Source organism: Burkholderia cenocepacia, assembly GCF_014211915.1.
GTDB classification, from domain to species: Bacteria; Pseudomonadota; Gammaproteobacteria; order Burkholderiales; family Burkholderiaceae; genus Burkholderia; species Burkholderia orbicola.
Genome location: NZ_CP060039.1, coordinates 3397411 through 3420513, shown reverse-complemented (window position 1 = coordinate 3420513; position 23103 = coordinate 3397411). Strand labels below are relative to the sequence as shown.

At 69.9% G+C, this 23103-nt stretch carries 20 protein-coding genes and 1 pseudogene; 12 read left to right on the top strand and 9 right to left on the bottom strand.

What is annotated here, in order from left to right; all coding sequences use genetic code 11:
- The first annotated feature begins 9 nt into the window (after nt 1–9).
- A complete protein-coding gene (fghA, locus tag SY91_RS16190; RefSeq protein WP_185920989.1) occupies nt 10–858 on the top strand; it encodes an S-formylglutathione hydrolase in 849 nt (282 codons plus the stop codon).
- Between the two features lie 128 nt (nt 859–986).
- Here fghA and SY91_RS16185 read toward each other — a convergent pair whose 3' ends face one another.
- The 4 genes from SY91_RS16185 to SY91_RS16170 are packed head-to-tail and all read right to left on the bottom strand — an operon-like array spanning nt 987 to nt 4089.
- Nucleotides 987–1769 carry a metal ABC transporter permease gene (locus SY91_RS16185; protein WP_185920988.1) on the bottom strand — a complete coding sequence of 261 codons (783 nt, stop codon included), beginning with the start codon at nt 1767–1769 and terminating at the stop codon, nt 987–989.
- Nucleotides 1762–2652 (bottom strand): ABC transporter ATP-binding protein, encoded by an 891-nt coding sequence (locus tag SY91_RS16180; protein WP_012329132.1) that lies wholly within the window; start codon nt 2650–2652, stop codon nt 1762–1764. The genes SY91_RS16185 and SY91_RS16180 overlap by 8 nt, the downstream gene beginning before the upstream one ends.
- 17 nt (nt 2653–2669) lie before the next feature.
- Entirely contained in the window at nt 2670–3581 is a 912-nt protein-coding gene (locus SY91_RS16175) for a metal ABC transporter solute-binding protein (RefSeq protein ID WP_034174427.1), read from the bottom strand.
- Nucleotides 3582–3627: 46 nt separating this feature from the next.
- Complete coding sequence (locus SY91_RS16170) at nt 3628–4089, bottom strand: Fur family transcriptional regulator (protein ID WP_011546084.1); 462 nt, start codon at nt 4087–4089, stop codon at nt 3628–3630.
- 337 nt (nt 4090–4426) lie between these two features.
- Here SY91_RS16170 and SY91_RS16165 point away from each other — a divergent pair, with 337 nt between their 5' ends.
- The 8 genes and pseudogenes from SY91_RS16165 to SY91_RS16130 all read left to right on the top strand — a co-directional run bounded on the left by SY91_RS16165 (nt 4427) and on the right by SY91_RS16130 (nt 12773).
- Nucleotides 4427–5203, top strand: coding sequence for an L-iditol 2-dehydrogenase (locus SY91_RS16165; RefSeq protein ID WP_034174428.1), 777 nt, complete (start codon nt 4427–4429; stop codon nt 5201–5203).
- A 78-nt stretch (nt 5204–5281) separates the two neighbouring features.
- On the top strand, nt 5282–6238 hold the full coding sequence (locus SY91_RS16160; protein WP_006477972.1) for a sugar kinase: 957 nt from the start codon (nt 5282–5284) through the stop codon (nt 6236–6238).
- Entirely contained in the window at nt 6226–7578 is a 1353-nt protein-coding gene (locus SY91_RS16155) for a D-tagatose-bisphosphate aldolase, class II, non-catalytic subunit (protein WP_006477973.1), read from the top strand. Before SY91_RS16160 ends, SY91_RS16155 begins: the two co-directional genes overlap by 13 nt.
- 72 nt (nt 7579–7650) lie before the next feature.
- Nucleotides 7651–8976 carry an ABC transporter substrate-binding protein gene (locus SY91_RS16150; RefSeq protein ID WP_006477974.1) on the top strand — a complete coding sequence of 442 codons (1326 nt, stop codon included), beginning with the start codon at nt 7651–7653 and terminating at the stop codon, nt 8974–8976.
- A 114-nt stretch (nt 8977–9090) separates the two neighbouring features.
- On the top strand, nt 9091–10044 hold the full coding sequence (locus SY91_RS16145; protein WP_011546081.1) for a carbohydrate ABC transporter permease: 954 nt from the start codon (nt 9091–9093) through the stop codon (nt 10042–10044).
- Nucleotides 10041–10880: pseudogene (locus SY91_RS16140) on the top strand (carbohydrate ABC transporter permease); the annotation flags it as partial. The gene SY91_RS16145 and the pseudogene SY91_RS16140, both read left to right, overlap by 4 nt.
- Nucleotides 10881–10887: 7 nt before the next feature.
- On the top strand, nt 10888–11601 hold the full coding sequence (locus SY91_RS16135; protein ID WP_006477977.1) for an HAD family hydrolase: 714 nt from the start codon (nt 10888–10890) through the stop codon (nt 11599–11601).
- A gap of 62 nt (nt 11602–11663) precedes the next feature.
- Nucleotides 11664–12773, top strand: a complete 1110-nt coding sequence (locus tag SY91_RS16130; protein WP_185921160.1) for an ABC transporter ATP-binding protein — start codon at nt 11664–11666, stop codon at nt 12771–12773.
- A 14-nt stretch (nt 12774–12787) separates the two neighbouring features.
- Here the strand turns inward: SY91_RS16130 and SY91_RS16125 are convergent, their stop codons facing one another.
- Nucleotides 12788–13672, bottom strand: coding sequence for a LysR family transcriptional regulator (locus SY91_RS16125; RefSeq protein ID WP_124678147.1), 885 nt, complete (start codon nt 13670–13672; stop codon nt 12788–12790).
- Nucleotides 13673–13785: 113 nt separating this feature from the next.
- Between SY91_RS16125 and SY91_RS16120 the strand changes: the two genes are divergently transcribed.
- Entirely contained in the window at nt 13786–14982 is a 1197-nt protein-coding gene (locus SY91_RS16120) for a serine hydrolase domain-containing protein (RefSeq protein ID WP_185920987.1), read from the top strand.
- On the top strand, nt 14979–16202 hold the full coding sequence (locus tag SY91_RS16115; protein WP_124592144.1) for an MFS transporter: 1224 nt from the start codon (nt 14979–14981) through the stop codon (nt 16200–16202). Before SY91_RS16120 ends, SY91_RS16115 begins: the two co-directional genes overlap by 4 nt.
- 22 nt (nt 16203–16224) lie before the next feature.
- Here the strand turns inward: SY91_RS16115 and SY91_RS16110 are convergent, their stop codons facing one another.
- The 4 genes from SY91_RS16110 to SY91_RS16095 form a co-directional block, all read right to left on the bottom strand.
- Nucleotides 16225–17238 (bottom strand): sugar-binding transcriptional regulator, encoded by a 1014-nt coding sequence (locus SY91_RS16110; RefSeq protein ID WP_011546075.1) that lies wholly within the window; start codon nt 17236–17238, stop codon nt 16225–16227.
- 64 nt (nt 17239–17302) lie between these two features.
- Nucleotides 17303–18784, bottom strand: a complete 1482-nt coding sequence (xylB, locus tag SY91_RS16105) for a xylulokinase (RefSeq protein WP_185920986.1) — start codon at nt 18782–18784, stop codon at nt 17303–17305.
- Between the two features lie 104 nt (nt 18785–18888).
- A complete protein-coding gene (dalD, locus tag SY91_RS16100; protein ID WP_185920985.1) occupies nt 18889–20283 on the bottom strand; it encodes a D-arabinitol 4-dehydrogenase in 1395 nt (464 codons plus the stop codon).
- Between the two features lie 174 nt (nt 20284–20457).
- A complete protein-coding gene (locus tag SY91_RS16095; protein WP_053524893.1) occupies nt 20458–21369 on the bottom strand; it encodes a LysR family transcriptional regulator in 912 nt (303 codons plus the stop codon).
- A 99-nt stretch (nt 21370–21468) separates the two neighbouring features.
- Here SY91_RS16095 and mdlC point away from each other — a divergent pair, with 99 nt between their 5' ends.
- Complete coding sequence (mdlC, locus tag SY91_RS16090) at nt 21469–23076, top strand: benzoylformate decarboxylase (RefSeq protein ID WP_185920984.1); 1608 nt, start codon at nt 21469–21471, stop codon at nt 23074–23076.
- Nucleotides 23077–23103 lie beyond the last annotated feature (27 nt).

Here is a 23103-nt window from a genome sequence, read left to right as displayed (position 1 = left end):
CGCACCGCCATGCTCGAACTCGTTTCCTCGCATGCGTGCCACGGCGGCGAGCAGCGTTTCTACCGTCACGATTCGGCGGCCATCGGCCTGCCGATGAAGTTTTCGGTGTATCTGCCGCCGCAGGCCGCGCACGGGCGCGTGCCTGCGCTGTTCTATCTCGCCGGGCTCACGTGCACCGACGAGACGTTCGCGATCAAGGCCGGCGCGCAGCAATACGCGGCGCAGCACGGCATCGCGCTCGTGATGCCCGACACGAGCCCGCGCGGCGCGGGCGTGCCGGGCGAGACGGATGCGTGGGACTTCGGCGTCGGCGCGGGTTTCTACGTCGATGCGACCGAAGCGCCGTGGTCGACGCATTACCGGATGGAGTCGTACGTGACGGGCGAGCTGCGCGAGCTGGTCGCGGCCGAGCTGCCGATCGACGGCGCGCGGCTCGGCATCTTCGGCCACTCGATGGGCGGGCACGGTGCGCTGACGCTCGCGTTGCGTCATCCGGGCTTGTACCGGTCGGTGTCGGCGTTCGCGCCGATCGCCGCGCCGACGCGCTGCCCGTGGGGCGAGAAGGCGTTCTCCGGCTATCTCGGCGCCGATCGCGAGACGTGGAAGGAGCACGACGCGAGCGAGTTGGTCGCGCGCGCCGATGCGCCGAAGTTCGCGGACGGCATCCTCGTCGATCAGGGGCTGGCCGACCAGTTCCTCGCGAACCAGCTGAACCCCGACGTATTCGAAGCCGCGTGCGCGAAGGCCGGTCAGCCGCTGACGTTGCGCCGCCATCCGGGCTACGACCACGGCTACTACTTCATCTCGACGTTCATCGCCGATCACCTTGCGCATCACGCGCGCGTGCTGGCGCGGTGAGCGGGAACCGACACACGTCGTGCATATGGCGCGCCGCGACGTAGTCGCGGGCGCATGAAAAAACGCCGGCGCTGCCCTCGGGCACGCCGGCGTTTTCATTGGCATCGGGAGGCGATGCGCCGCGCCGATCAGTTGCGTCGCAACAGGCTCGCGCCGTACACGAGCGCCGACAACGCCGTAATCCAGAAGCTCGTCGGCCAGTCGGTGTGATACGCGAGCACGATGCCGACCCACGCTTCGAACAGCGCGAACAGCGCGGCGAGCAGTACGCCCGTCGACAGTCGCGTCGACACGTTCTGCGCGGCCGCGGCCGGCCCCACCAGCAGCGTGAACACGAGCAGCACGCCGACGATCTGCGTGGCAGCGGCCACCGCGAGCGCGCACACCGCGAGGAACAGCATCGACACCGTGCGCAGCGACACGCCCTTGGCTTCGGCCAGTTCGGGCTGCAGCGACGCGAACAGCAGCGGCCGCGCGATCAGCGCGAGCGCGGCGAGGCTCACCGCGCCGATGCCCGCGAGCACCGCGAGCGTGTCGTGGCTGACCGCGAGCACGTTGCCGAACAGCAAGGCGGTGACCTGCGTCGCGAACGACGTGTAGAAGTGCAGGAACAACAGGCCGAAGCCGAGTGCACCCGACAGGATCACGCCGATCGCGACGTCGCGGCCCGCGAGCTTTTCGCCGAGTGCGCCCATCCCGATCCCGGCCGCGAGCGTGAAGCCGACCATCCCCCAGATCGGCGAGATGCCGAGCAGCACCGCGCCCGTCGCGCCGGTGAAGCCGACGTGCGACAGCGCGTGACCGGCGAAGGTCTGCCCGCGCAGCACCAGGAAATAGCCGACGATGCCCGCGAGCACCGCGACGATCCCCGACGCCGCGAAGGCGTTGATCATGAAGTCGTATTCAAACATCGTGCGAATGCCCGGGATGAGCGTGTCCGTGGTGATGATGGCCGTGGCCGCCGCCCCCGCCGTGCGAATGGCCGTCGTCGTCCTCGTGTTCGTGATCGTGCTTCTCGACTTCGACGTCGCCCGACATCACGAAGATCTTGCCGTTCACGCGCATCACGTCGATCGGCGAGCCGTAGAGGCGCGACAGCACGGGCTTCGTGATCACCTCGTCGACGGTGCCGAGCGCCGCGACGCCGTTGCCGAGATACAGCACGCGGTCGAGCGCGTTCAGCAGCGGGTTCAGTTCGTGCGCGGAGAACAGCACGGTGATGCCGAGCTCGCGCTGCACGTTGCGCACGAGTTCGACGACGCCGCGCTGGTGGTTCGGGTCGAGGCTGATCAGCGGCTCGTCGAGCAGCAGCAGCTTCGGATTGCCGAGGAGGCATTGCGCGAGCAGCAGGCGCTGCCGTTCGCCGCCCGACAGTTCGGACAGCGGCCGGCGCGCGAGCGACGGGCCGCCGACGAGGTCGAGCACGCGATCGACGTCGCGGCGCGTGGCCGCGTTCGTGTGCGGCAGGCCCCACCGGTGGCCGTCGGCGGCCATTGCGACGAAGTCGTAACCGCGCATCCGGCGGTTCGCGAGGCCGCTCCTGATCTGCGGCATGTAGCCGATCGATGCGTTGCCGCGCGCGACCGGCACACCGCCGACCGACAGCGTGCCGGCCGACACGGGGACGAGGCCGAGCACCGCGCGCATCAGCGTCGTCTTGCCCGCGCCGTTCGGCCCGAGCACGCCGACGAATTCGCCGGGCTCGATCGAGAAGCTGACGTCGCGCAGGATCGTGCGGCCGCCCAGTTCGAGCGTGACGCGATCGAGTGCGAGTGCGTGGGGAGTGGCGGTCATGGTGTGACGGTGGTCTGTTACTTGCCGGCGGAAAGCGCGTTGCCGAGCGCGTCGAGCTGGCCGCTCATCCATTGCTGGAAGGTCTTGCCGGCCGGCTGCGTCTCGGTGACGCTGACGGTCGGCACACCGCCGTCGCGCGCGATCTTCAGCATGCGCTTGGTCATCGGCTCCTCGGCCTGGCTGTTGTAGATCAGCACGCGCACCTGCTTCTTGCGCAGGTCGCCCTCGAACGCGGCGACGTCCTGCGCGCTGGCTTCGGTGTCGTTCATCGTTGCGAGCTGGAAGCGCTGGTTGCGCATGTCGAGGCCGATCGCGTCCGACATATAGCCGAACACGGGCTCGGTGGCCGTCACGGGCACGCCCTTGTACTTCGCGCGCAGTGCGGCGATCTTGTCGTCGACGGGCTTCAGCGATGCGACGAACTTCTGCAGGTTCGCCTCGTATTCGGCCTTGTTCGCCGGGTCGGCGCGGCCCAGCTCGGCCGCGATCGCGCGTGCGGCCGCCGGCATCGTCGCCGGGTCGTACCACAGGTGCGGGTTGTCGCCGGCCTTCTTGCCGACGAGATCGGCGACGACGATCGTCGCGCGCTTCGCCTGTTTCGACGCGCCGAGCAGTTTGCCCATCCACGGATCGTAGTCGGCGCCGTTGTAGATCACGACCTGCGCGTGCTGGAGCGCGCGGGCCGTCTTCGGGCTCGCTTCGAACAGGTGCGGGTCCTGATCGGGATTGCTGAGGATGCTGGTGACCGCGACGTGGCGGCCGCCGATCTGCGACGCGACGTCGCCGTAGAAATTCTCCGCGGCGACGACGTTGACGGTCGCGGCCTGCGCGACCACCGGCGCGGCGAACGACAGCGCGGCGACGGCGGCGGCCAGCCAGCGGACAGGCGACAGGGCGCGCCGCGGCGCGCGCTTCAGGGCAATGGACATGGAACTCCTCGTTGGAAGGGCGGCGCGCACGCCGCGCGATTCGGCGTCAGCGCTGCGCGGGCTTGCGCTTGCAGTGCCCGCACAGGCCGCTCAGCTCGACGACCTGGTGGTGGACTTCGAAACCGTGCGCGGGCTCGCTCGCGGACAACTGCTTCGCGAGGTCGCCGCCGGGAATCTCGACGGTGTCGCCGCACGAATCGCAGATCAGGAACTGGCCTTCGTGCGGCACGCCGATCTCGCAGCAGGCGAAGAACGCGTTCTTCGATTCGATCCGGTGGATGAAGCCGTGCTCGACGAGGAAATCCAGCGCGCGATAGACGGTCGTCGGCGGCACGCGGCCGCGCTGCGGTTCGAGTTCGGCAAGCAGGTCGTACGCGCCGATCGGGCGCTGTGCGGCCAGCACGCGCTCGTAGACCTGGCGGCGCAGCGGCGTCCACGCGAGCCCGTGCTCGGCGGCGAATGCGTCGGCCCGGGACAGCCGGGCGTCAATGGACGATGAGGTAGCCATGGCGTGAAGCAGGGCGATGAAACAAAGTACGGCGATGATATAACGTATCGTCGCGTCGTGCAGCGCGAATTCGGTTTTCCGCCTCGCTCCGCCCACGCTCCGTCCCCTTCATCGTCGATACCACCGCGCCGCACCGTGCGTCTTGCGCCTTGCCGCGCGGGCACGGCGGGGCGTCGTCGTGCGCCGCCGTGCCGCAGCGCGTCATAGAAAGCCGTCACGTCGCCTTGACAGCGCGCATCGCGTATCCGATCATTCGATCACTAACAGAGCAATTGATCGGTAGATGAGCGTTCGCTCACCTCGACCGTCGTGCAACAGAACGAACCGGAGACAGCCAGTGAGACTGGAAGACAAGGTCGCGATCCTGACGGGCGCCGCAAGCGGCATCGGCGAGGCGGTCGCGCAACGCTATCTGGGCGAGGGCGCGCGCTGCGTGCTCGTCGACGTGAAGCCGGCAGGCGGCTCGCTCGCGCGGCTGATCGAGGCCAACCCGGGCCGCGCGGTGGCCGTCACGGCCGACGTCACGCGTCGCGACGACATCACACGGATCGTCGCCACGGCGGTCGAGCGCTTCGGCGGCGTCGACATCCTGTTCAACAACGCGGCGCTGTTCGACATGCGCCCGCTCCTCGATGAATCCTGGGACGTGTTCGACCGGCTGTTCTCGGTCAACGTGAAAGGGCTGTTCTTCCTGATGCAGGCGGTTGCGCAACGGATGGTCGAGCAGGGGCGCGGCGGCAAGATCGTCAACATGTCGTCGCAGGCCGGCCGTCGCGGCGAGGCGCTCGTTTCGCACTACTGCGCGACCAAGGCTGCGGTGATCAGCTATACGCAGTCGGCCGCGCTCGCGCTCGCGCCGCACCGGATCAACGTGAACGGCATCGCGCCGGGCGTCGTCGACACGCCGATGTGGGAGCAGGTCGATGCGCTGTTCGCGCGCTACGAGAACCGGCCGCTCGGCGAGAAGAAGCGGCTCGTCGGTGAAGCCGTGCCGCTCGGCCGCATGGGCGTGCCGGGCGACCTGACGGGCGCCGCGCTGTTCCTCGCGTCGGCCGATGCCGACTACATCACCGCCCAGACGTTGAACGTCGATGGCGGCAACTGGATGAGCTGACGTGGCGCCGCTCGCACGCGCCCTCCGCCGGCCGGCCCGCGACGCAGCGGCCGCCGTCGCACGAGGAGGGCTCGCCTGATGGCCGAGATCGTCGTCGCCGGCGAACTGCTGGCCGAATTCGTCGCCGCCGAGCGCGGCCAGGGTTTCGATACGCCAGGCCTGTTCGAAGGACCGTTCCCGAGCGGCGCGCCGGCGATCTTCGCCGATCAGGCCGCGCGGCTCGGTGCGCGTGTCGCGTATGCGGGCTGCGTCGGCCGCGACGCGTTCGGCGATGCGATCGTCGCGCGGCTCGCCCGGGACGGCGTCGACGTCGCGCGCATTCGTCGCGTCGCTCGCCCGACCGGCACCGCGTTCGTCGCGTATCGCGACGACGGCTCGCGCAGTTTCGTGTTCACGTTGTCGACCAGTGCCGCGGCGTGCGTCGATGCGTCCGACGTCGACACCGCGATGTTCGACGGCTGCCGCTACTTTCACGTGATGGGCTCGTCGCTGACGAGCGAATCGGCGATCGCGGCCGTGCAGCGCGGCGTGATCGAGGCCGCGCGCGCCGGCGCCAAGGTGTCGTTCGATCCGAACGTGCGGCCCGAGATGCTGAGTTTCCGCCCGATGCGCGCGGCGCTCGACGAGATGCTCGCCGCGTGCCACCTGTTCCTGCCGAGCGAAGCCGACCTGCCGTTCTTCTGCGGCCCGCAGCCGGCCGAGCGCGCGATCGCGGGCCTGCTCGCGACGCATCCGCTGCTCGAGCGCGTCGTGCTCAAACGCGGCGCGCAAGGCAGCGTCGCGTTCGATCGCGCGCACCGTGCCGAAGCGCCGGCGTTCCCGGTCGACGAAGTCGACCCGACCGGCGCCGGCGACTGCTTCGGCGGCACGCTGGTCGCGAGCCTCGTCGCGGGCGTGGCCGTCGACGTCGCATTGCGCCGTGCGAACGCGGCCGGCGCGATCGCGGTCACGCGGCGCGGCCCGATGGAAGGCAACAGCAGCGCGGCCGAGATCGACCGCTTCCTGACCGAACGGGGGATCGCATGTCCGGCCTGACGACCGTTGCCGAACGCCCGCGCACCGCGCACGCGGACACCGTGCTGCGGATGATTTTCGACGCGAACCGCGCGGACGCGCAGCGCGGCATCTATTCGATCTGCAGTGCGCACCGGCTGGTGCTGGAGGCCGCGTGCGAAGCCGCGCGCGCGGACGGTTCGCCGCTCTTGATCGAGGCGACCTGCAATCAGGTCAACCATCTCGGCGGCTATACGGGCATGACGCCGGCCGATTTTCGTCGAGACGTCGATGCGATTGCCGCGCGCTGCGGGCTCGCGCCGTCGGCGCTCGTGCTCGGCGGCGACCATCTCGGCCCGAATCCGTGGCGGCACCGTCGCGCGGCCGACGCGATGCGGGAAGCCGCTGCGATGGTCGCCGCGTATGTCGAAGCCGGTTTCGAAAAGATCCACCTCGATGCGAGCATGGCGTGCGCGGACGATCCGGCACGGCTCGACGATCGCACGATCGCCGCGCGCGCGGCCGAGCTGTGCCGTGTCGCGGAAGACGCGGCGGCGCGCGTCGGGATCGCGCCCGTCTACGTGATCGGCACCGAGGTGCCGACGCCGGGCGGCGAGGTGAGCGGCGCCGCGAGTGACGATGCGATCGCGCAGATCGCCGTCACGCGCAGCGACAGCATCGCGGCGACGCTCGACGCGCACCGCCGCGCGTTCTCGGCGGCCGGGCTCGACGACGCGTGGACGCGCGTCGTCGCGATCGTCGCGCAGCCGGGCGTCGACTTCGACGATCGTCACGTGCTCGATTACGACAGCGCCAAGGCCGCGTCACTGGGCGCGAGTATCCTGCAGACACCGCGCCTCGTGTTCGAGGCGCATTCGACCGATTACCAGACGGAAGCCGCGCTCGCCGCGCTCGTGCGCGACCACTTCGCGGTGCTGAAGGTCGGCCCCGCGCTGACGTTCGCGCTGCGCGAGGCGCTGTTCGCGCTGACGTTCATCGAGGACGCGCTGATCGACGACGTCGCGCAGCGCTCGCGGTTGCGCGACGTCGTCGATGCGGCGATGCGCGCGCAGCCCGAACACTGGGCGCCGTACTACCGCGGCGACGAGACCGCGCAGCGGCTCGCGCGCCAGTTCAGCTACAGCGACCGCATCCGCTATTACTGGCTGCAGCCGGCCGTCGCGGCCGCGGTCGAGCAGCTGTTCGGCAACCTCGCGCGGCAGCCGGTGCCGGAGACGCTCGTCGCGCAGTGGCTGCCGGACGTCTACGCGGCGTGCCGCGCGGGCGGTCTCGCGAAGGAACCGCGCGCATGGGTGCGCCACCGGATACGCGACGTGATCGCGCACTATGCGCGCGCGTGCGGGATGCAGCGGCCGGCATGACGGGCCGCGAAGGAAACGACGCAACACCGATGCAAGACCGACGACATTTCGAACAATCACAGGAGACATGCCATGCAACGAAAGATGCTCGACGCCGCCGCACGCTGTTTCGCCGGAGCCGCGCTCGCGACGGCCGCCTGCGCGGCATCCGCCGGCACGCTGACGATCGCGACGCTGAACAACCCCGACATGATCGAGCTGAAGAAGCTGTCGCCCGCGTTCGAGAAGGCGAACCCCGACATCAAGCTGAACTGGGTGATCCTCGAGGAGAACGTGCTGCGCCAGCGCGCGACGACCGACATCACGACCGGCAGCGGCCAGTTCGACGTGATGGCGATCGGCACCTATGAAACGCCGCAGTGGGGCAAGCGCGGCTGGCTCGCGCCGATCACAGGGCTGCCGGCCGACTACGACCTGAACGACATCGTGAAGACCGCGCGCGACAGCCTGTCGTACAACGGCCAGCTCTACGCGCTGCCGTTCTACGTCGAAAGCTCGATGACGTTCTACCGCAAGGACCTGTTCGCGGCGAAGGGGCTGAAGATGCCCGACCAGCCGACCTACGACCAGATCGCCGAATTCGCGGACAAGCTCACCGACAAGTCGAAGGGCACCTACGGGATCTGCCTGCGCGGCAAGGCCGGCTGGGGCGAGAACATGGCATACGTGTCGACGGTCGTGAACACGTTCGGCGGGCGCTGGTTCGACGAGAACTGGAACGCGCAGCTCACGTCGCCCGAGTGGAAGAAGGCGATCAATTTCTACGTGAACCTGCTGAAGAAGAACGGCCCGCCCGGAGCGAGCTCGAACGGCTTCAACGAGAACCTGACGCTGACCGCGTCCGGCAAGTGCGCGATGTGGATCGACGCGACGGTCGCGGCCGGGATGCTCTACAACAAGCAGCAGTCGCAGGTGGCCGACAAGATCGGCTTCGCGGCCGCGCCGGTCGCCGCCACGCCGAAGGGCTCGCACTGGCTGTGGGCGTGGGCGCTGGCCGTACCGAAGACGTCGAAGCAGCAGGACGCCGCGCGCAAGTTCATCGCGTGGGCGACGTCGAAGCAGTACATCGAGATGGTCGGCAAGGACGAAGGCTGGGCGTCGGTGCCGCCGGGCACGCGTACGTCGACGTATCAGCGCGCCGAGTACAAGGCCGCCGCGCCGTTCTCGGACTTCGTGCTGAAGGCGATCGAGACGGCCGACCCGAACGATCCGTCGCTGAAGAAGGTGCCGTACACGGGCGTGCAGTACGTCGGGATTCCTGAATTCCAGTCGTTCGGCACGGTGGTCGGCCAGTCGATCGCGGGTGCGGTCGCGGGCCAGATGTCGGTCGACCAGGCGCTCGCCGCCGGACAGGCCGCGGCCGACCGCGCAGTGCGGCAGGCCGGCTACAAGAAGTAACGCGCAAGCCGTCGCGCGGCCCGCATCGTGCGCCTTGGTGCACGGCGCGGGCCGGCTAGGCTGACAGGCGGGCAGGCCGTTCGCGCCCGCGCATCAACCGGAGGGACTCCGATCATGCGTCACCTGCGTCTTCCCCTGAGTCACGCTCACGCGCCGTCGGTCGGCGACGCGTCGTCGCCGCCCGGCGCGCCGCGCCGTGCGCGCGGCGGCGCGAGCTGGCTCGTGTCGCCGTCCGTCGCGGTGCTGCTGCTGTGGATGTCGATTCCGCTCGCGATGACGATCTGGTATTCGTTCTCGCGCTACAACCTGTTGAATCCGGACGTGAAGGGCTTCGCCGGGTTCGACAACTACCGCTTCCTCGCGACCGATCCGTCGTTCCTGCCCGCGATCTGGCACACGCTGGTGCTGATCGGCGCGGTGCTCGCGATCACCGTGATCGGCGGCGTGCTGATGGCCGTGCTGTTCGACCGCAAGTTCTACGGGCAGGGCGTCGCGCGCCTGCTCGCGATCGCGCCGTTCTTCGTGATGCCGACCGTCTCCGCGCTGATCTGGAAGAACATGATCCTGCATCCGGTGTACGGGCTCGTCGCGAACGCGATGCGCGCGCTCGGGATGACGCCGATCGACTGGTTCGCCGATTACCCGTTGACCGCCGTGATCATCATCGTCGCGTGGCAGTGGCTGCCGTTCGCGTTCCTGATCCTGTTCACCGCGATCCAGTCGCTCGACCAGGAGCAGAAGGAGGCCGCGCGCATCGACGGCGCCGGCCCGATCGCGATGTTCTTCTACATCACGCTGCCGCACCTGAAGCGCGCGATCGCCGTGGTCGTGATGATGGAGACGATCTTCCTGCTGTCGATCTTCGCGGAAATCTATACGACGACCGGCGGCGGCCCCGGCGACGCGACGACCAACCTGTCGTACCTGATCTATGCGCTCGGCCTGCAGCAGTTCGACGTCGGCCTCGCATCCGCGGGCGGCATCATCGCCGTCGTGGTCGCGAACGTCGTGTCGTTCTTCCTGGTGCGGATGCTCGCGCGCAACCTGAAGGGGGAGTACGAAAAATGAGCGACCTGACCTTGGCAGGCCGGCGCACGCCGGCCGTGTTCGACCTCGTGCGGCGCGCGCTGCCCGGCACGCTTGCGTGGTTGATCGCGCTCCTGCTGTTCTTCCCGATCTTCTGGATGGCGATCACCGCGTTCAAGACCGAGCAGCAGGCGTACGCGTCGTCGCTGTTCTTCATGCCGACGCTGGACAGCTTCCGCGAGGTGTTCGCGCGCAGCAACTACTTCGGGTTCGCGTGGAATTCGATCCTGATCTCGGCCGGCGTCACGGTGATCTCGCTGCTGTTCGCGGTGCCGGCCGCGTACGCGATGGCGTTCTTCCCGAACCACCGCACGCAGAAGGTGCTGCTGTGGATGCTGTCGACCAAGATGATGCCGTCGGTCGGCGTGCTGGTGCCGATCTACCTGCTGTGGAAGAACGCGGGGTTGCTCGATACGGTGTCGGGGCTCGTGATCGTCTATACGCTGATCAACCTGCCGATCGCGGTGTGGATGACCTTCACGTACTTCAACGAAATCCCGAAGGACATCCTGGAAGCCGGGCGCATCGACGGCGCGTCGACGTGGCAGGAGATCGTCTACCTGCTGATGCCGATGGCGCTGCCGGGGCTTGCGTCCACCGCGCTGCTGCTCGTGATCCTGTCGTGGAACGAGGCGTTCTGGAGCATCAACCTGTCGAGCTCGAACGCGGCGCCGCTGACCGTGTTCATCGCGTCGTACTCGAGCCCCGAAGGGCTGTTCTGGGCGAAGCTGTCCGCAGCTTCCCTGCTCGCGGTCGCGCCGATCCTGATCGTCGGCTGGCTGTCGCAGAAGCAGCTCGTGCGCGGGCTCACGTTCGGGCGGTTAAATGAGCGGCGCAAGCAAAGGTGCGGCCGGGCATGGCGTCAACGTGCTGATCTGCGATTGCGACGGCGTGCTGATCGACAGCGAGGCCGTGGCCGCCGACGTGATCGTGCGCGAACTCGATGCGCGCTGGCCGGGCGTCGATGCGCGGCCGGCCGTGATGCCGCTGCTCGGGCTGCGCATCGAGCGCGTGCTGGCCGGCGCGAGCGACGCGGTCGGCCGCACGCTGTCGGCCGACGACGTCGACGCGATCCGCCGCGCGGTCGAGGCGGCGGCCGTCAACGCGCCGATGGTCGACGGTATCGATGCGGCGCTGGCCGCGATCGACCTGACGACGGCCTGCGCGAGCAACAGCTATCGCGCGTACGTCGAAGCGGCGCTCGCGCGCACCGGCCTCGCGCGCTTTTTCGGCGACCGGCTGTTCTGCGCGGATTCGGTCGCGCGGCCGAAGCCGGCGCCCGACGTGTATCTGGCAGCCGCACGCGCGCTCGGCGTGGTGCCCGCGCAATGCCTGGTCGTCGAGGACAGCGTGACCGGCATCACCGCGGCGGCCGCGGCCGGCATGACCGTGCTCGGCTTCGTCGGCGGCGGGCACGCGTCGGCGGCGCAGATCGATGCGTTGCGCGGCATCGGCGCGCGGCACGTATTCGACGACATGCACGAGCTGCCCGGCTACGTCGCGCGCTGGCAGGCGACGGGCGCGGTGCTGCCGAACTAGCAATCAGGAACGAAGGCGCGCCGCTTTCAACGCGGCGCATCACGAACGAACGGAGACAGATCATGGCAAGCGTGCTCCTGCGCAACATCGCGAAGCGCTACGACGACACCGAAGTGCTGCGCAACGTGAACCTCGACATCGCCGACGGCGAATTCGTCGTGTTCGTCGGCCCGAGCGGCTGCGGCAAATCCACGCTGATGCGGATGATCGCCGGCCTGGAAGACATTTCGAACGGCGACCTGCTGATCGACGGCGCGAAGGTCAACGACGTGCCGAGCGCGAAGCGCGGCATCGCGATGGTGTTCCAGTCGTATGCGCTGTACCCGCACATGACGCTGTACGACAACATGGCGTTCGGCCTGAAGCTCGCCGGCGCGAAGAAGCCCGAGATCGATCAGGCCGTGAAGCAGGCCGCGAAGATCCTGCACATCGATCACCTGCTCGACCGCAAGCCGAAGCAGCTGTCGGGCGGCCAGCGGCAGCGCGTCGCGATCGGCCGCGCGATCACGAGGAAGCCGAAGGTGTTCCTGTTCGACGAACCGCTGTCGAACCTCGACGCCGCGCTGCGCGTGAAGATGCGGCTGGAGTTCGCGCGGCTGCACGACGAGCTGAAGACGACGATGATCTACGTGACGCACGACCAGGTCGAGGCGATGACGCTCGCGGACAAGATCGTCGTGCTGTCGGGCGGCGCGGTGCAGCAGGTCGGCACGCCGAACGCGCTGTATCACGCGCCGGCGAACCTGTTCGTCGCGGGCTTCATCGGTTCGCCGAAGATGAACTTCCTGAAGGGCACGGTCGAATCGGCCGATGCGGGCGGCGTGCTCGTGCGCTTCGACAGCGGCGAGACGCAGCGGGTCGCGGTCGATGCGGCGGGGCTGCAGCGCGGCGCCGCGGTGACCGTCGGCGTGCGGCCCGAGCATCTGCTGGTCGATGCGGCGGCGGCGGGCGTCGCCGCGCGGACGATGGCCGTCGAGTCGCTCGGCGATGCCGCGTATCTGTATGCGGAATCGGCCGTCGCGCCGGACGGGCTGATCGCGCGGATTCCGCCGCTCGACACGTACCGCACCGGCGAGGCGCTGCGCGTGCATGCGCAGCCCGAGCACTGCCACCTGTTCGACGAACACGGGCAGGCGTTCCGGCGGCTGAGCGCGCACGCGAAGGCGGCGTGACGGCGGCGCGCCGGTTACAGCCGCAAATGCTCGGCCATGTAGTCGACGAACGCGCGCAGCTTGGGCAGCGGATGGCGGCCCGACGGCCATAGCACGTAGAACGGCGTGCGGCTCGCGACGTGATCGTCGAGCACTGCGCGCAGCCTGCCGTCGGCGAGCGTGTCGCGCACGAAGAACTCGGGCAGGCACGCGATGCCGAGCCCGCGCAGCGCGAAGCACAGGCGCGTCTCGGCGTTGTTGCTGACCATCGAGACGGGTACCTCCGGCGGTGTGCCGGCGCGCGGCGCGCGCAGCGGCCAGATCTCGAGCTTGCCGCTGCTCGGGAATCGGTAATGCAGGCAGCGGTGCTGCGCGAGGTCGGCCGGCGTGCGCGGCGTGCCGTGCCGTTCGAGATAGTCGGACGACGCGACCAGGTGCTGGCGGAAGTGGCCGAGCAGCCGCGACGACAGCCGGGAATCGGTCGGATGGCCGGTGCGCAGTACCACGTCGAAGCCTTCGTCGATCACGTCGACGATCCGGTCGCTGAAATCGATGTCGAGCTCGATCTCCGGATACGCGGCCATGAAATCGGCGAGCACCGGCAACAGCAACGTGCCGATCGTCGGCAGGCTCACGCGCAGTCGCCCGCGCGGCGCCTCGACGCTCTGCGTCAGTTCCCGCTCGGCCGCGTCGATTTCGGCGATCACGCGCCGGCATCGTTCGAGAAAGCGCGCGCCTTCGGCCGTCAGCGTGATGCTGCGCGTGCTGCGGTGAAAGAGCCGCACGTTCAGGCGTGCCTCGAGCCGCGCGATGCGCTTGCCGATCGCCGATGCCGACAGTCCGAGCGCTCGGCCGGCCGCGACGAAGCTGCGCGTTTCCGCGACCTGGACGAACACGACGAAGCCGCCAAGATTTTCCATGCAGGTTCCCGATTGCGGACACCCATGTCCGGAGTGTCCGGAACTCTAACCCGATTTTTCTTCTCGTGCCGGCTCCCTACGATGGGCGTTCCTTCACTGTTCGAGGTCACGCCATGTCATCACTGCCTGTCGCCGCCCGCCGCGCCGAACCGGATGCCGCGCTGCGCGCCCGGCTCGATGCCGTGCTCGACCGCGCGCTGGCCGATGCGCGCGCGGTTGGCGCGGTCGTGCTGGTCGCGCGCGACGGCGAATTGCGTTATGCACGCGCGGCCGGGCTGGCCGATCGCGAAGCCGGCACGCCGATGCGCGAGGACACGCTGTTCCGGCTCGCGTCGGTATCCAAGCCGATCGTGACGGCCGCCGCGATGCGGCTGGTCGCGGCATCGAAGATCGGGCTCGACGAGCCGGTCGCGCGCCGGCTGCCCGCGTTCGCGCCGATGCTCGCGGACGGCACGCCGGCGAACATCACGCTGCGGCATCTGCTGTCGCATACGGCCGGGCTCGGCTATCGCTTTCTCGAAGCCGACGCCGACGGTCCGTATGCGCGCGCGGGCGTGTCCGACGGGATGGATCGCGCGAGCCTGTCGCTCGCCGAGAACGTGCGGCGCATCGCCGGCGTGCCGCTGCAGTTCGCGCCCGGCACGTCGTGGGGCTACTCGCTTGCGACCGACGTGGTCGGTGCGCTGATCGAGGCGGTCGACGGCCGGCCGCTCGTCGACGCCGTGGCGGCGCTTGTGACGACGCCGCTCGGCATGACCGACACGGCATTTTTCACGCATGACGCGGCGCGTCTGGCGACGCCTTACGTCAGTACGCCCGACGTGCCGCGCCGGATGGCGGACGACGATCTCGTGCCGGTGTTCGACGGCACGGTCGGTATCCGCTTCGAGCCGGCGCGCGCGTTCGACGCGACCGCGTGGCCGTCGGGCGGCGCGGGCATGGTCGGCACCGCGCACGATTGCCTGACGCTGCTCGATACGCTGCGCACGGGCCTCGACGGCTGGCTCGCACCGCGCTGGATCGACGAGATGGCGCGGGTGCAGCCGGGCGCGCACGACTTGCCGGATGCGCCGGGATTCGGTTTCGGACTCGGTTTTTCCGTGCTGCATGACCCGGTGGCCGCGCAATCGCCGGAGTCGGTCGGCACCTGGCGCTGGGGCGGTGCGTACGGGCATGCGTGGTTCGTCGACCGCGCAGCCGGGCTGACGGTCGTCGCACTGACCAATACGTTGTACGAAGGGATGCACGGGCGCATCGTCACCGACGTGCGCGATGCGGTATATGGCATCGACGACCGGAGCGCGGCATGAGCGAGTGCGTATCCGTCTCCGACCGCGCTGTCGATCGTGCGGCAGATGCGTCCACGCCGGCTCGTGCACGTCTGCCCGTCGCGAACCTGCTCGCGCTGGCCACCGCCGGCTTCATCACGGTGCTCACCGAAGCGTTGCCGGCCGGCCTGCTGCCGCTGATGAGCACCGACCTGCACGTGACCGAGGCGTTGATCGGCCAGCTCGTGACCGTCTATGCGCTCGGCTCGATCGTCGCGGCGATCCCGCTCGTCGCGGCGACGCGTGCGATGCGCCGGCGCCGGTTGCTGCTCGCGGCGCTGGCCGGCTTCGTCGTGTCGAATGCGCTGACGGCCGCGTCGCCGTACTACGCGCTCACGCTGGCCGCACGGTTCGTCGCCGGGATGTCGGCCGGGCTGCTGTGGGCGCTGCTGGCGGGCTACGCGAGCCGGCTGGTCGACCCGTCGCTGCGCGGCCGCGCGATCGCGGTCGCGATGCTCGGCATACCGGCAGCGATGTCGATCGGCATTCCGGCCGGCACGGCGCTCGGCGCGATGTTCGGCTGGCGCGTCGCGTTCGCCGGGATCACGCTCGCGGCGCTGGCGCTGATCGGCTGGATTCGCCTGCGCGTGCCCGACTATCCGGGCCAGCAGGCCGGCGCGCGCGAGCCGGTGCTCGGCGTGCTGGCGCTGCCCGGCGTGCGGCCGGTGCTGACGGTGATGTTCGCGTACGTGCTCGCGCACAATATGCTGTACACGTACGTCGCGCCATTCCTTGCGGGCGTGCGGATGGGCGCGCAGGTCGATGTGGTGCTGTTCGTGTTCGGCGTCGCGTCCCTCGTCGGCATCGCGCTGACGGGCGCATGGATCGGCGTCGCGCAGCGGCGGCTGACGCTCGCGAGCATCGCGCTGTTCGCATTGGCGGCGGCGATGCTCGGCGCCGGGGCGGGGATGACGATCGTCTATGCGGGCGTCGTGCTGTGGGGGCTCGCGTTCGGCGGCGCGCCGACGCTGTTCCAGACGGCCACCGCGAACGCGGCGGGGGAGTCGGCCGACGTCGCGCAGTCGATGCTCGTGACGGTCTGGAATCTGGCGATCGCCGGCGGCGGCATCGCGGGCGGGATGCTGCTCGGCGCGACGGGCGCCGGCGCGATTCCGTGGGTGCTCGTCGCGCTGCTGGCGCTGGCGTGGGGCGGCGCGTGGTGCGCCCGCCAGCATGCGTTTCCGGCGCCGCGCGCGGCCTGAGCCGGCGCGTGCGATGGCAGCGTCAGGCCGCCTTCGCGGCGAGCGCGGCGCGCGCGCAGGCTTCGTCGGTGACGAGCCCCGACAGCCAGCCGCCGCGCAGCGCGGCAATCACCGCGTCGTGTTTCTTCGGGCCGCCGGCGAACGCGATCGTCGGCAGCTTCGGCGGCGTGGCGAGCGCGACGCTCGTCACGCGCGCGCTGGTCGACACGGTGATCTGCGTGCCCTGCGCGTCGATCGGCACGCCGAGCAGTTCGGCCACCGCGCCGAGCGCGGTCATCTCGTCGCGCTCCTGTTCGGTGATGAAGCCGTCTTCGTAGAGCGGGCAGTGCGGGCCGATGTTGCCGATCCCGACGAACGCGACGTCGGCCTCGCCCGACAGCGCCTCGACGATCCGGTACAGCCGGTGATTGCACCATTGCGCGCGCTCGGCGTCGCTATCCGCGAACAGCGGTGCGGGCAGCAGGAAGTGCTTGCTGCCGGTTTTCTCGGAGATGTACTGCGCGACGTCGTAGCGGTTCGACGAGCCGTCGGCCGCGATCGCGCCGACCATCGACACGAGCCGGTGCTGCGGGCGGTCGATCTGCGCGATCTGCGCGACCGCGGCCTTCAGCGTCCGGCCGCTGCTGACCGCGATCACCATCGGCCGGGTTTCGTTCAGGTAGCGCTCCATCACCTGCGCGCCGGCGACCGCGAGCTTGCGGTCGATCGCGTCGGGCGCATCGGCGTCGACCGGCACGACTTCGCACATCGCGAGGCCGTAGCGTTTCGACAGCTGCGCGCCGAGATCGAGGCAGTCGGCGAGCCGATGGTCGACGCGCACGCGGATCAGGTTCTTCTCGACCGCGAACGCGACGAGGCGCTGCGCGACGGGGCGCGACACCTGCAGCTTTTCGGCGATTTCGTTCTGCGTGTCGCCCGCGACGTAATAGAGCCACGCGGCGCGCGTGGCGAGATCGAGTTTTTCTGAGGACTTGGACACGATAGCGATTCGGTTCGGATCTGGGGGCCGCCCCGCGGGCCGGCCGGCGGGCCGCATGACGGCATCCACTGTAACGCATGTCGCGCGGCTGGCCGGCGGCCGGCCGTGCGACGGAGCGCGCCTACGCGAGCCGTGCGCGCGACGGTTCGTACAGCGGCCGCACGTGACGGTACAGCGTGCGGAACGCATCGAGGCGTTCGCGCAGCCGCGCATGGCGGGCGGCGTCCGGTGCGTATTCGGCGCGCACCGGCGGTTTGGTCAGCACCGTCTGCGGATCGCCGCCGACGGCCAGCCAGCCGAGCCGTGCCGCGCCGAGCGCCGCGCCGGTTTCGCCGCCGCCGTGCTGACGCGTGCGCACGTTCAGCGCGTCCGCGATCAGTTGCGCCCAGAACGCGCTGCGCGCGCCGCCGCCGATCAGCGACAGCTGGTCGGTCTCGACGCCGGCCGCGTGCAGCGCGTCGAGGCCGTCGGCGAGGCCGAGCGTCACGCCTTCGAGCACCGCGTAGCCGAGGTGCGCGCGCTCCGTTGCATGCGTCATCCCGAAGAACACGCCCTGCGCGTACGGATCATTGTGCGGCGTGCGCTCGCCCGACAGGTAGGGCAGGAACAGCGGGGCGGCGGCGAGCGCGTCGGGGTCGAGCGCCTCGACTTCGGCGAGCAGCGTGGGCTCGTCGGTGCCGGTCAGCTTGCAGACCCAGCGCAGGCAACTCGCGGCCGACAGCACGACGCTCATCAGTTGCCAGCGATCGGGAATCGCATGGCAGAACGCATGCACGGCCGACGCGGGATTCGGCATGAAGCGGTCGCCGACCACGCTCAGCACGCCGGACGTGCCGAGCGACACGAAGCCGTCGCCCGCGTGGGTCGCGCCGATGCCGAGCGCGCTCGTCGCGTTGTCGCCGCCGCCGCCCGCAACCAGCACGGCCTCGGATAACCCCAACTCGCGTGCGACGTCCGCACGCAGCGTGCCGGATGGCGCATTGCCCTCGACGATGCGCGGCATCTGCCCGCGCGTCATTCCGCACGCGGCGAGCAGCGCATCGGACCAGTCGCGGCGCGCGACGTCGAGCCACAGCGTGCCGGCCGCGTCCGACGGATCGGACACTTTCGCGCCGGTCAGCCGGAACCGCAGGTAGTCCTTCGGCATCAGCACGCACGCGGTCGCCGCGAACACGTCGGGTTCATGCTTCGCGACCCACAGCAGCTTCGGCGCGGTGAAGCCGGGCATCGCGAGGTTGCCGGCCAGCGCATGGAGATCGGGCGCGCGTTCGGTGAGCAGCGCGCATTCGTCGGCGCTGCGCATGTCGTTCCACAGGATCGCGGGGCGCAGCACGCGATCGTCGCGGCCGACCAGCACCGCGCCGTGCATCTGGCCCGACAGGCCGATGCCGCGCACCTGCGCGAACGCCTGCGGGTGCCGTTCGCGCAGCGCCGCGAGCGCGGCGAGCGTGCCTTGCCACCAGTCGTCCGGATGCTGTTCCGCCCAGCGCGGATGCGGGCGCGACACGCTGAACGGCGAGCCGGCGGTGCCGACGACCGCGCCGTCCGGGGCGAGCAGCAGCACCTTCACTTCGGAGGTGCCGAGGTCGATGCCGAGATACATGAGCGATCCGTTCGGTCAGTGAGGAGCCGCTACTTTAGCCGTGCGGCACGGCCTGTGCCAAGCGGGTTCGCCCGGCTGCGCGGCCGGGCGCCGCGCGCGGGTCATCAGCGGGCGGCGAGCCAGGCGTCGACGCGCGCGAGCCCGGCGCGCAGCGCCTCGAACAGCGCCGCGTTGCCGGCGAGCGAGCCCCACAAGGCGCGGCTCGCGCACAGCGCGACGACCGGGTCGTCGGCTTCGACGATCGCGCGTGCGCTGCCGTCGTCCATCACGCCGTCCTGGTACGCATACGGCAGCGTGCCGCGCGCCCAGCGTTCGAGAAAGCGCAGGAACAGCGCGGGCAGCACGGCGGTGGCGACGGGTGCCGCGCCGCGCGCGAACGATTCGACGAGCGTCGGCGCGATGAAGCCCGGGATCTTCGAGAAACCGTCGGCCGCGACCCGCTGGTTCGTGTCGAGCACGTACGGATTGCCGAAGCGCTCCAGCACGACGTCGCGATAGCGTGCGAGATCGAGCGGGCTCGGCGTGAGGCACGGGATCACGTCCTGCGTCACGTAGTCGTGCGCGAAGCGGCGGATCGCCGGGTCATGCGTGCCTTCGTGGATGTAGGTATGGCCGGCGAGCGTGCCGGCCCATGCGATGCAGCTATGCGTCGCGTTGAGGATGCGGATCTTCGCTTCCTCGTACGGATGCACGTCGTCGACGAGTTCGGCGCCGGCCAGTTCCCAGCGCGGCCGGCCGGCCGCGAAGCGGTCCTCGATCACCCACTGGATGAACGATTCGCCCATCACCGGGCACGCGTCGTCGATGCCGGTGGCCGCGAGGACGCGCTCGCGCACGTCGGCGGTCGGGCGCGGCGTGATGCGGTCGACCATCGCGCTGGGCGTCGCGACGTGCGCATCGAACCATGCGAGCAGGCCGCCTTCGCCGCGCCGTTCGAGGAATTCGCGCATCCCCGCGCGAAACCGCGCGCCGTTGTTGCGCAGGTTGTCGCAGCTTTGCAGCGTGAGCGGGCCGGCGCCGCGCTTCACGCGTTCGGCGAGCAGCGCGGCGAGCGCGCCGTACAGCGTCGTGCGCGCGCCCTGCAGGTCGGCGGCGAGATCGGCGTTCGCGATGTCGAGCCGGTTGTGTTCGTCGAGGTAGTAGCCGCCTTCGGTGACGGTGAACGACACGATCCGGCAGGCCGGATCAGCGCCGGCGTCGATCAGCGCGGCGAGGTCGATCGACCACGGCAGCACGCGCGTGATCGCACCGATCGTCTCGTACGCGCGCTCGCCTTGCGGCGTGACGGTTTCGAGCGTGTACGCACCGTGCTGCGCGGCGAGCACGTCCATCGTCGCGCGCATGTCGTCGCGGATGTTGCCGACGGTCAGCGACCAGCGTTCGTCGGCCGGCACGGCCGCGTTCACGCGATGCAGATACCACGCCTGGTGCGCGCGGTGAAACGAGCCCGCGCCGATGTGCAGCAGCACGGGCGCGTGGGCGGCGGGCGATTCGCTCATCCGGTGTCTCCTGTTCCAGCCTGTCTATCCTGCCGAATACGATCTTTTGCTCTTTGTGTGAGCGAATGATCGTATTCGGGCGGACGAAAGTCAAGGCGGGGACACGGCATTTCGATGGTGCGCTGCGGCGCCGTGCGGGGCAGCGCAGACGCGGAGCGCCGCTGGAAAAGGGCGTCAGCGCCCTTCGCGCGTGAGTGCGACGAGTTCGTCGAGCAGCTTGCCGGCCGGCCCGGGGAGGATGCCGTGACGGCGCCGGAATGCGGTGAGCGTGCGCACCGCGACGACTTCGCGCACGGGCAGCGTGTCGATCGTGCCGGCGCGCCGTTCCGCCCCGTACATCGGCTCGGCCATCCAGCAGAGGAATCCCGCATGTGCGACCAGGCTCTTCAGCGTCGTGACCGAACGTGTCTCGACCGCGATGTCGGGCAACGGCAGCCCATGTGCGTCGAAGGTCGCGCGCATGTGGTCGAACGGCGCGGTGCCGCGCGGCGGAATCGCCCAGCGTGCGTGCAGCGTATCGGCGAGCGTCGGCGGGCGGCCGAGCGCGCGCAGCGGATGGTGCGGCGCCGCAACGATATGGCTGCGGTCTTCCCAGCGGCACTCGGGAATCGCGACGATCTCGTCGGTATCGGGCCCGTGCGCGGACAGCGCAAGATCGATCTCGTGCTTGATCAGCCCTTCCGCGAGCCGGTCCCACACGCCTTCGATGATTTCGACGCGCAGGTTCGGCCAGCGATCGAGCACGCGGCCGACCGCGACCGGCAACACGAGGCTCGCGATGCTGCCCACCGTGCCGACCTTGATCGTGCCCTTCGCGAGCCCGCGCATCGCGTCCAGTTCCTCGCGCGCATGCTCGGCCTCGTGCTGCAGCAGCGTCGCGTGCGGCAGCAACGCTTCGCCGAACGCGGTGAGCTGCACGCCCTTCGAATGGCGTTCGAACAGCGGCGCGCCGACCTGATCCTCGAGCCGCTTCAGGATCCGGCTCAGCGCCGGCTGCGTGACGTGCAGTGCGTCGGCCGCGCGGCCGAGGCTGCCGCACGCGACGATCGTGGTGAACGCACGCAACTGTCGGAGATCGAACGTCATGCTGGAACGTAATGGCTTTGCGCAGAAAATACAGTATCCGTGAATGGCTTGCGCTTCGATACTGTGGAAACCGCCAAGCCATCGAGGAGACGCCCGAGCATGTCCGGCACCCCGTCCCAATCCGCCGCACCCGTCACGGTTCGCGACGCCGTGATCGACCTGTTCCGCCAGTTCGGCATCGACCGCGTGTTCGGCAATCCCGGCTCGACCGAGCTGCCGATGTTCCGCGACTTCCCTGCCGATTTCCGCTACGTGCTCGGCCTGCAGGAGGCCGTCGTGGTCGGGATGGCCGACGGTCACGCGCAGGCCACCGGCAATGCGGCGGTCGTCAACCTGCATTCGGCGGCGGGCGTCGGCAACGCGATGGGCAATCTCTTCACCGCGTTCAAGAACCGCTCGCCGCTGATCGTCACCGCGGGCCAGCAGGCGCGCGCGATTCTGCCGTTCGATCCGTTCCTCGGCGCGACACAGGCCGCCGAGCTGCCGAAGCCGTACGTGAAATGGAGCATCGAGCCGGCACGCGCGCAGGACGTGCCGGCCGCGATCGCGCGGGCGTACCGCATCGCGATGCAGGAGCCGCGCGGCCCCGTGTTCGTGTCGATTCCGGTCGACGACTGGGATCAGCCGGCCGAATTGCTGCCGCGCCGTGACGTGAGCAGCATCGTGCGGCCCGATCCCGACGCGCTCGCGCGGCTTGGCGACGCGCTCGACGCGGCGCGCCGCCCGGCGTTCGTGGTCGGCGCGGCCGTCGATCGCGCGGGCGCATGGGACGACGTCGTGCGCCTCGCCGAGCGGCACCGGGCGCGCGTGTACGTCGCGCCGATGTCGGGACGCTGCAGCTTTCCCGAGGATCATCCGCTGTTCGCCGGCTTTCTGCCCGCGATCCGCGAGAAGATCGTCGCGCGGCTCGACGGGCACGATCTCGTGTTCGCGTTCGGCGCGCCTGCGTTCACCTATCACATCGAGGGCTTCGGCCCGCACGTGCCGCCGGGCGCGACGCTCGTGCAGCTCGTCGACGATCCGGGCGTCGCCGCGTGGACGCCGTCGGGCGACGCGGTGGTCGGCAATGTGCGGCTCGCCGCGCGCGATCTGCTGGCACGGCCCGCGCCGCCCGAGCGGCCGATGCCCGCGCCGCGCGCGCCGCGGCTGCGCGTCGACGCGCCTGCTGCCGGCGAACGCATGTCGGTCGCGTTCGCGCTGCAGACGCTCGCCGACGTGCGCGACGCGCACGACATCGTCGTCGAGGAGGCGCCGAGCGCGCGGCCGGTGATGCAGGAACATCTGCCGTTCACGCGCAGCGGCACGTTCTACACGATGGACAGCGGCGGGCTCGGCTACGGGATGCCGGCCGCCGTCGGCGTCGCGCTCGCGCAGCCGGGCCGACGCGTGATCGCGCTGATCGGCGACGGCTCGAGCCTGTATTCGATCCAGGCGCTGTGGAGCGCCGCGCAGTTGAAGCTGTCGATCGCGTTCGTGATCCTGAACAACCGGCGTTACGCGGCGCTGCAGGATTTCGCGCCCGTGTTCGGCTTCGGCCCCGGCGATCCGGTGCAGGGCACCGATCTGCCCGACCTGGATTTCGTCGCGCTCGCGCAAGGGATGGGCTGTCGCGGCGTGCGCGTCGCCGAAGCGGCGAAGCTGCGTGACGCGCTGACCGACGCGCTGCGCGCGGCGACGCCGGTCGTCGTCGAAGTCGAGATTGCCTGACGCGCCGCGCGCGTCTTTCCGGAGATT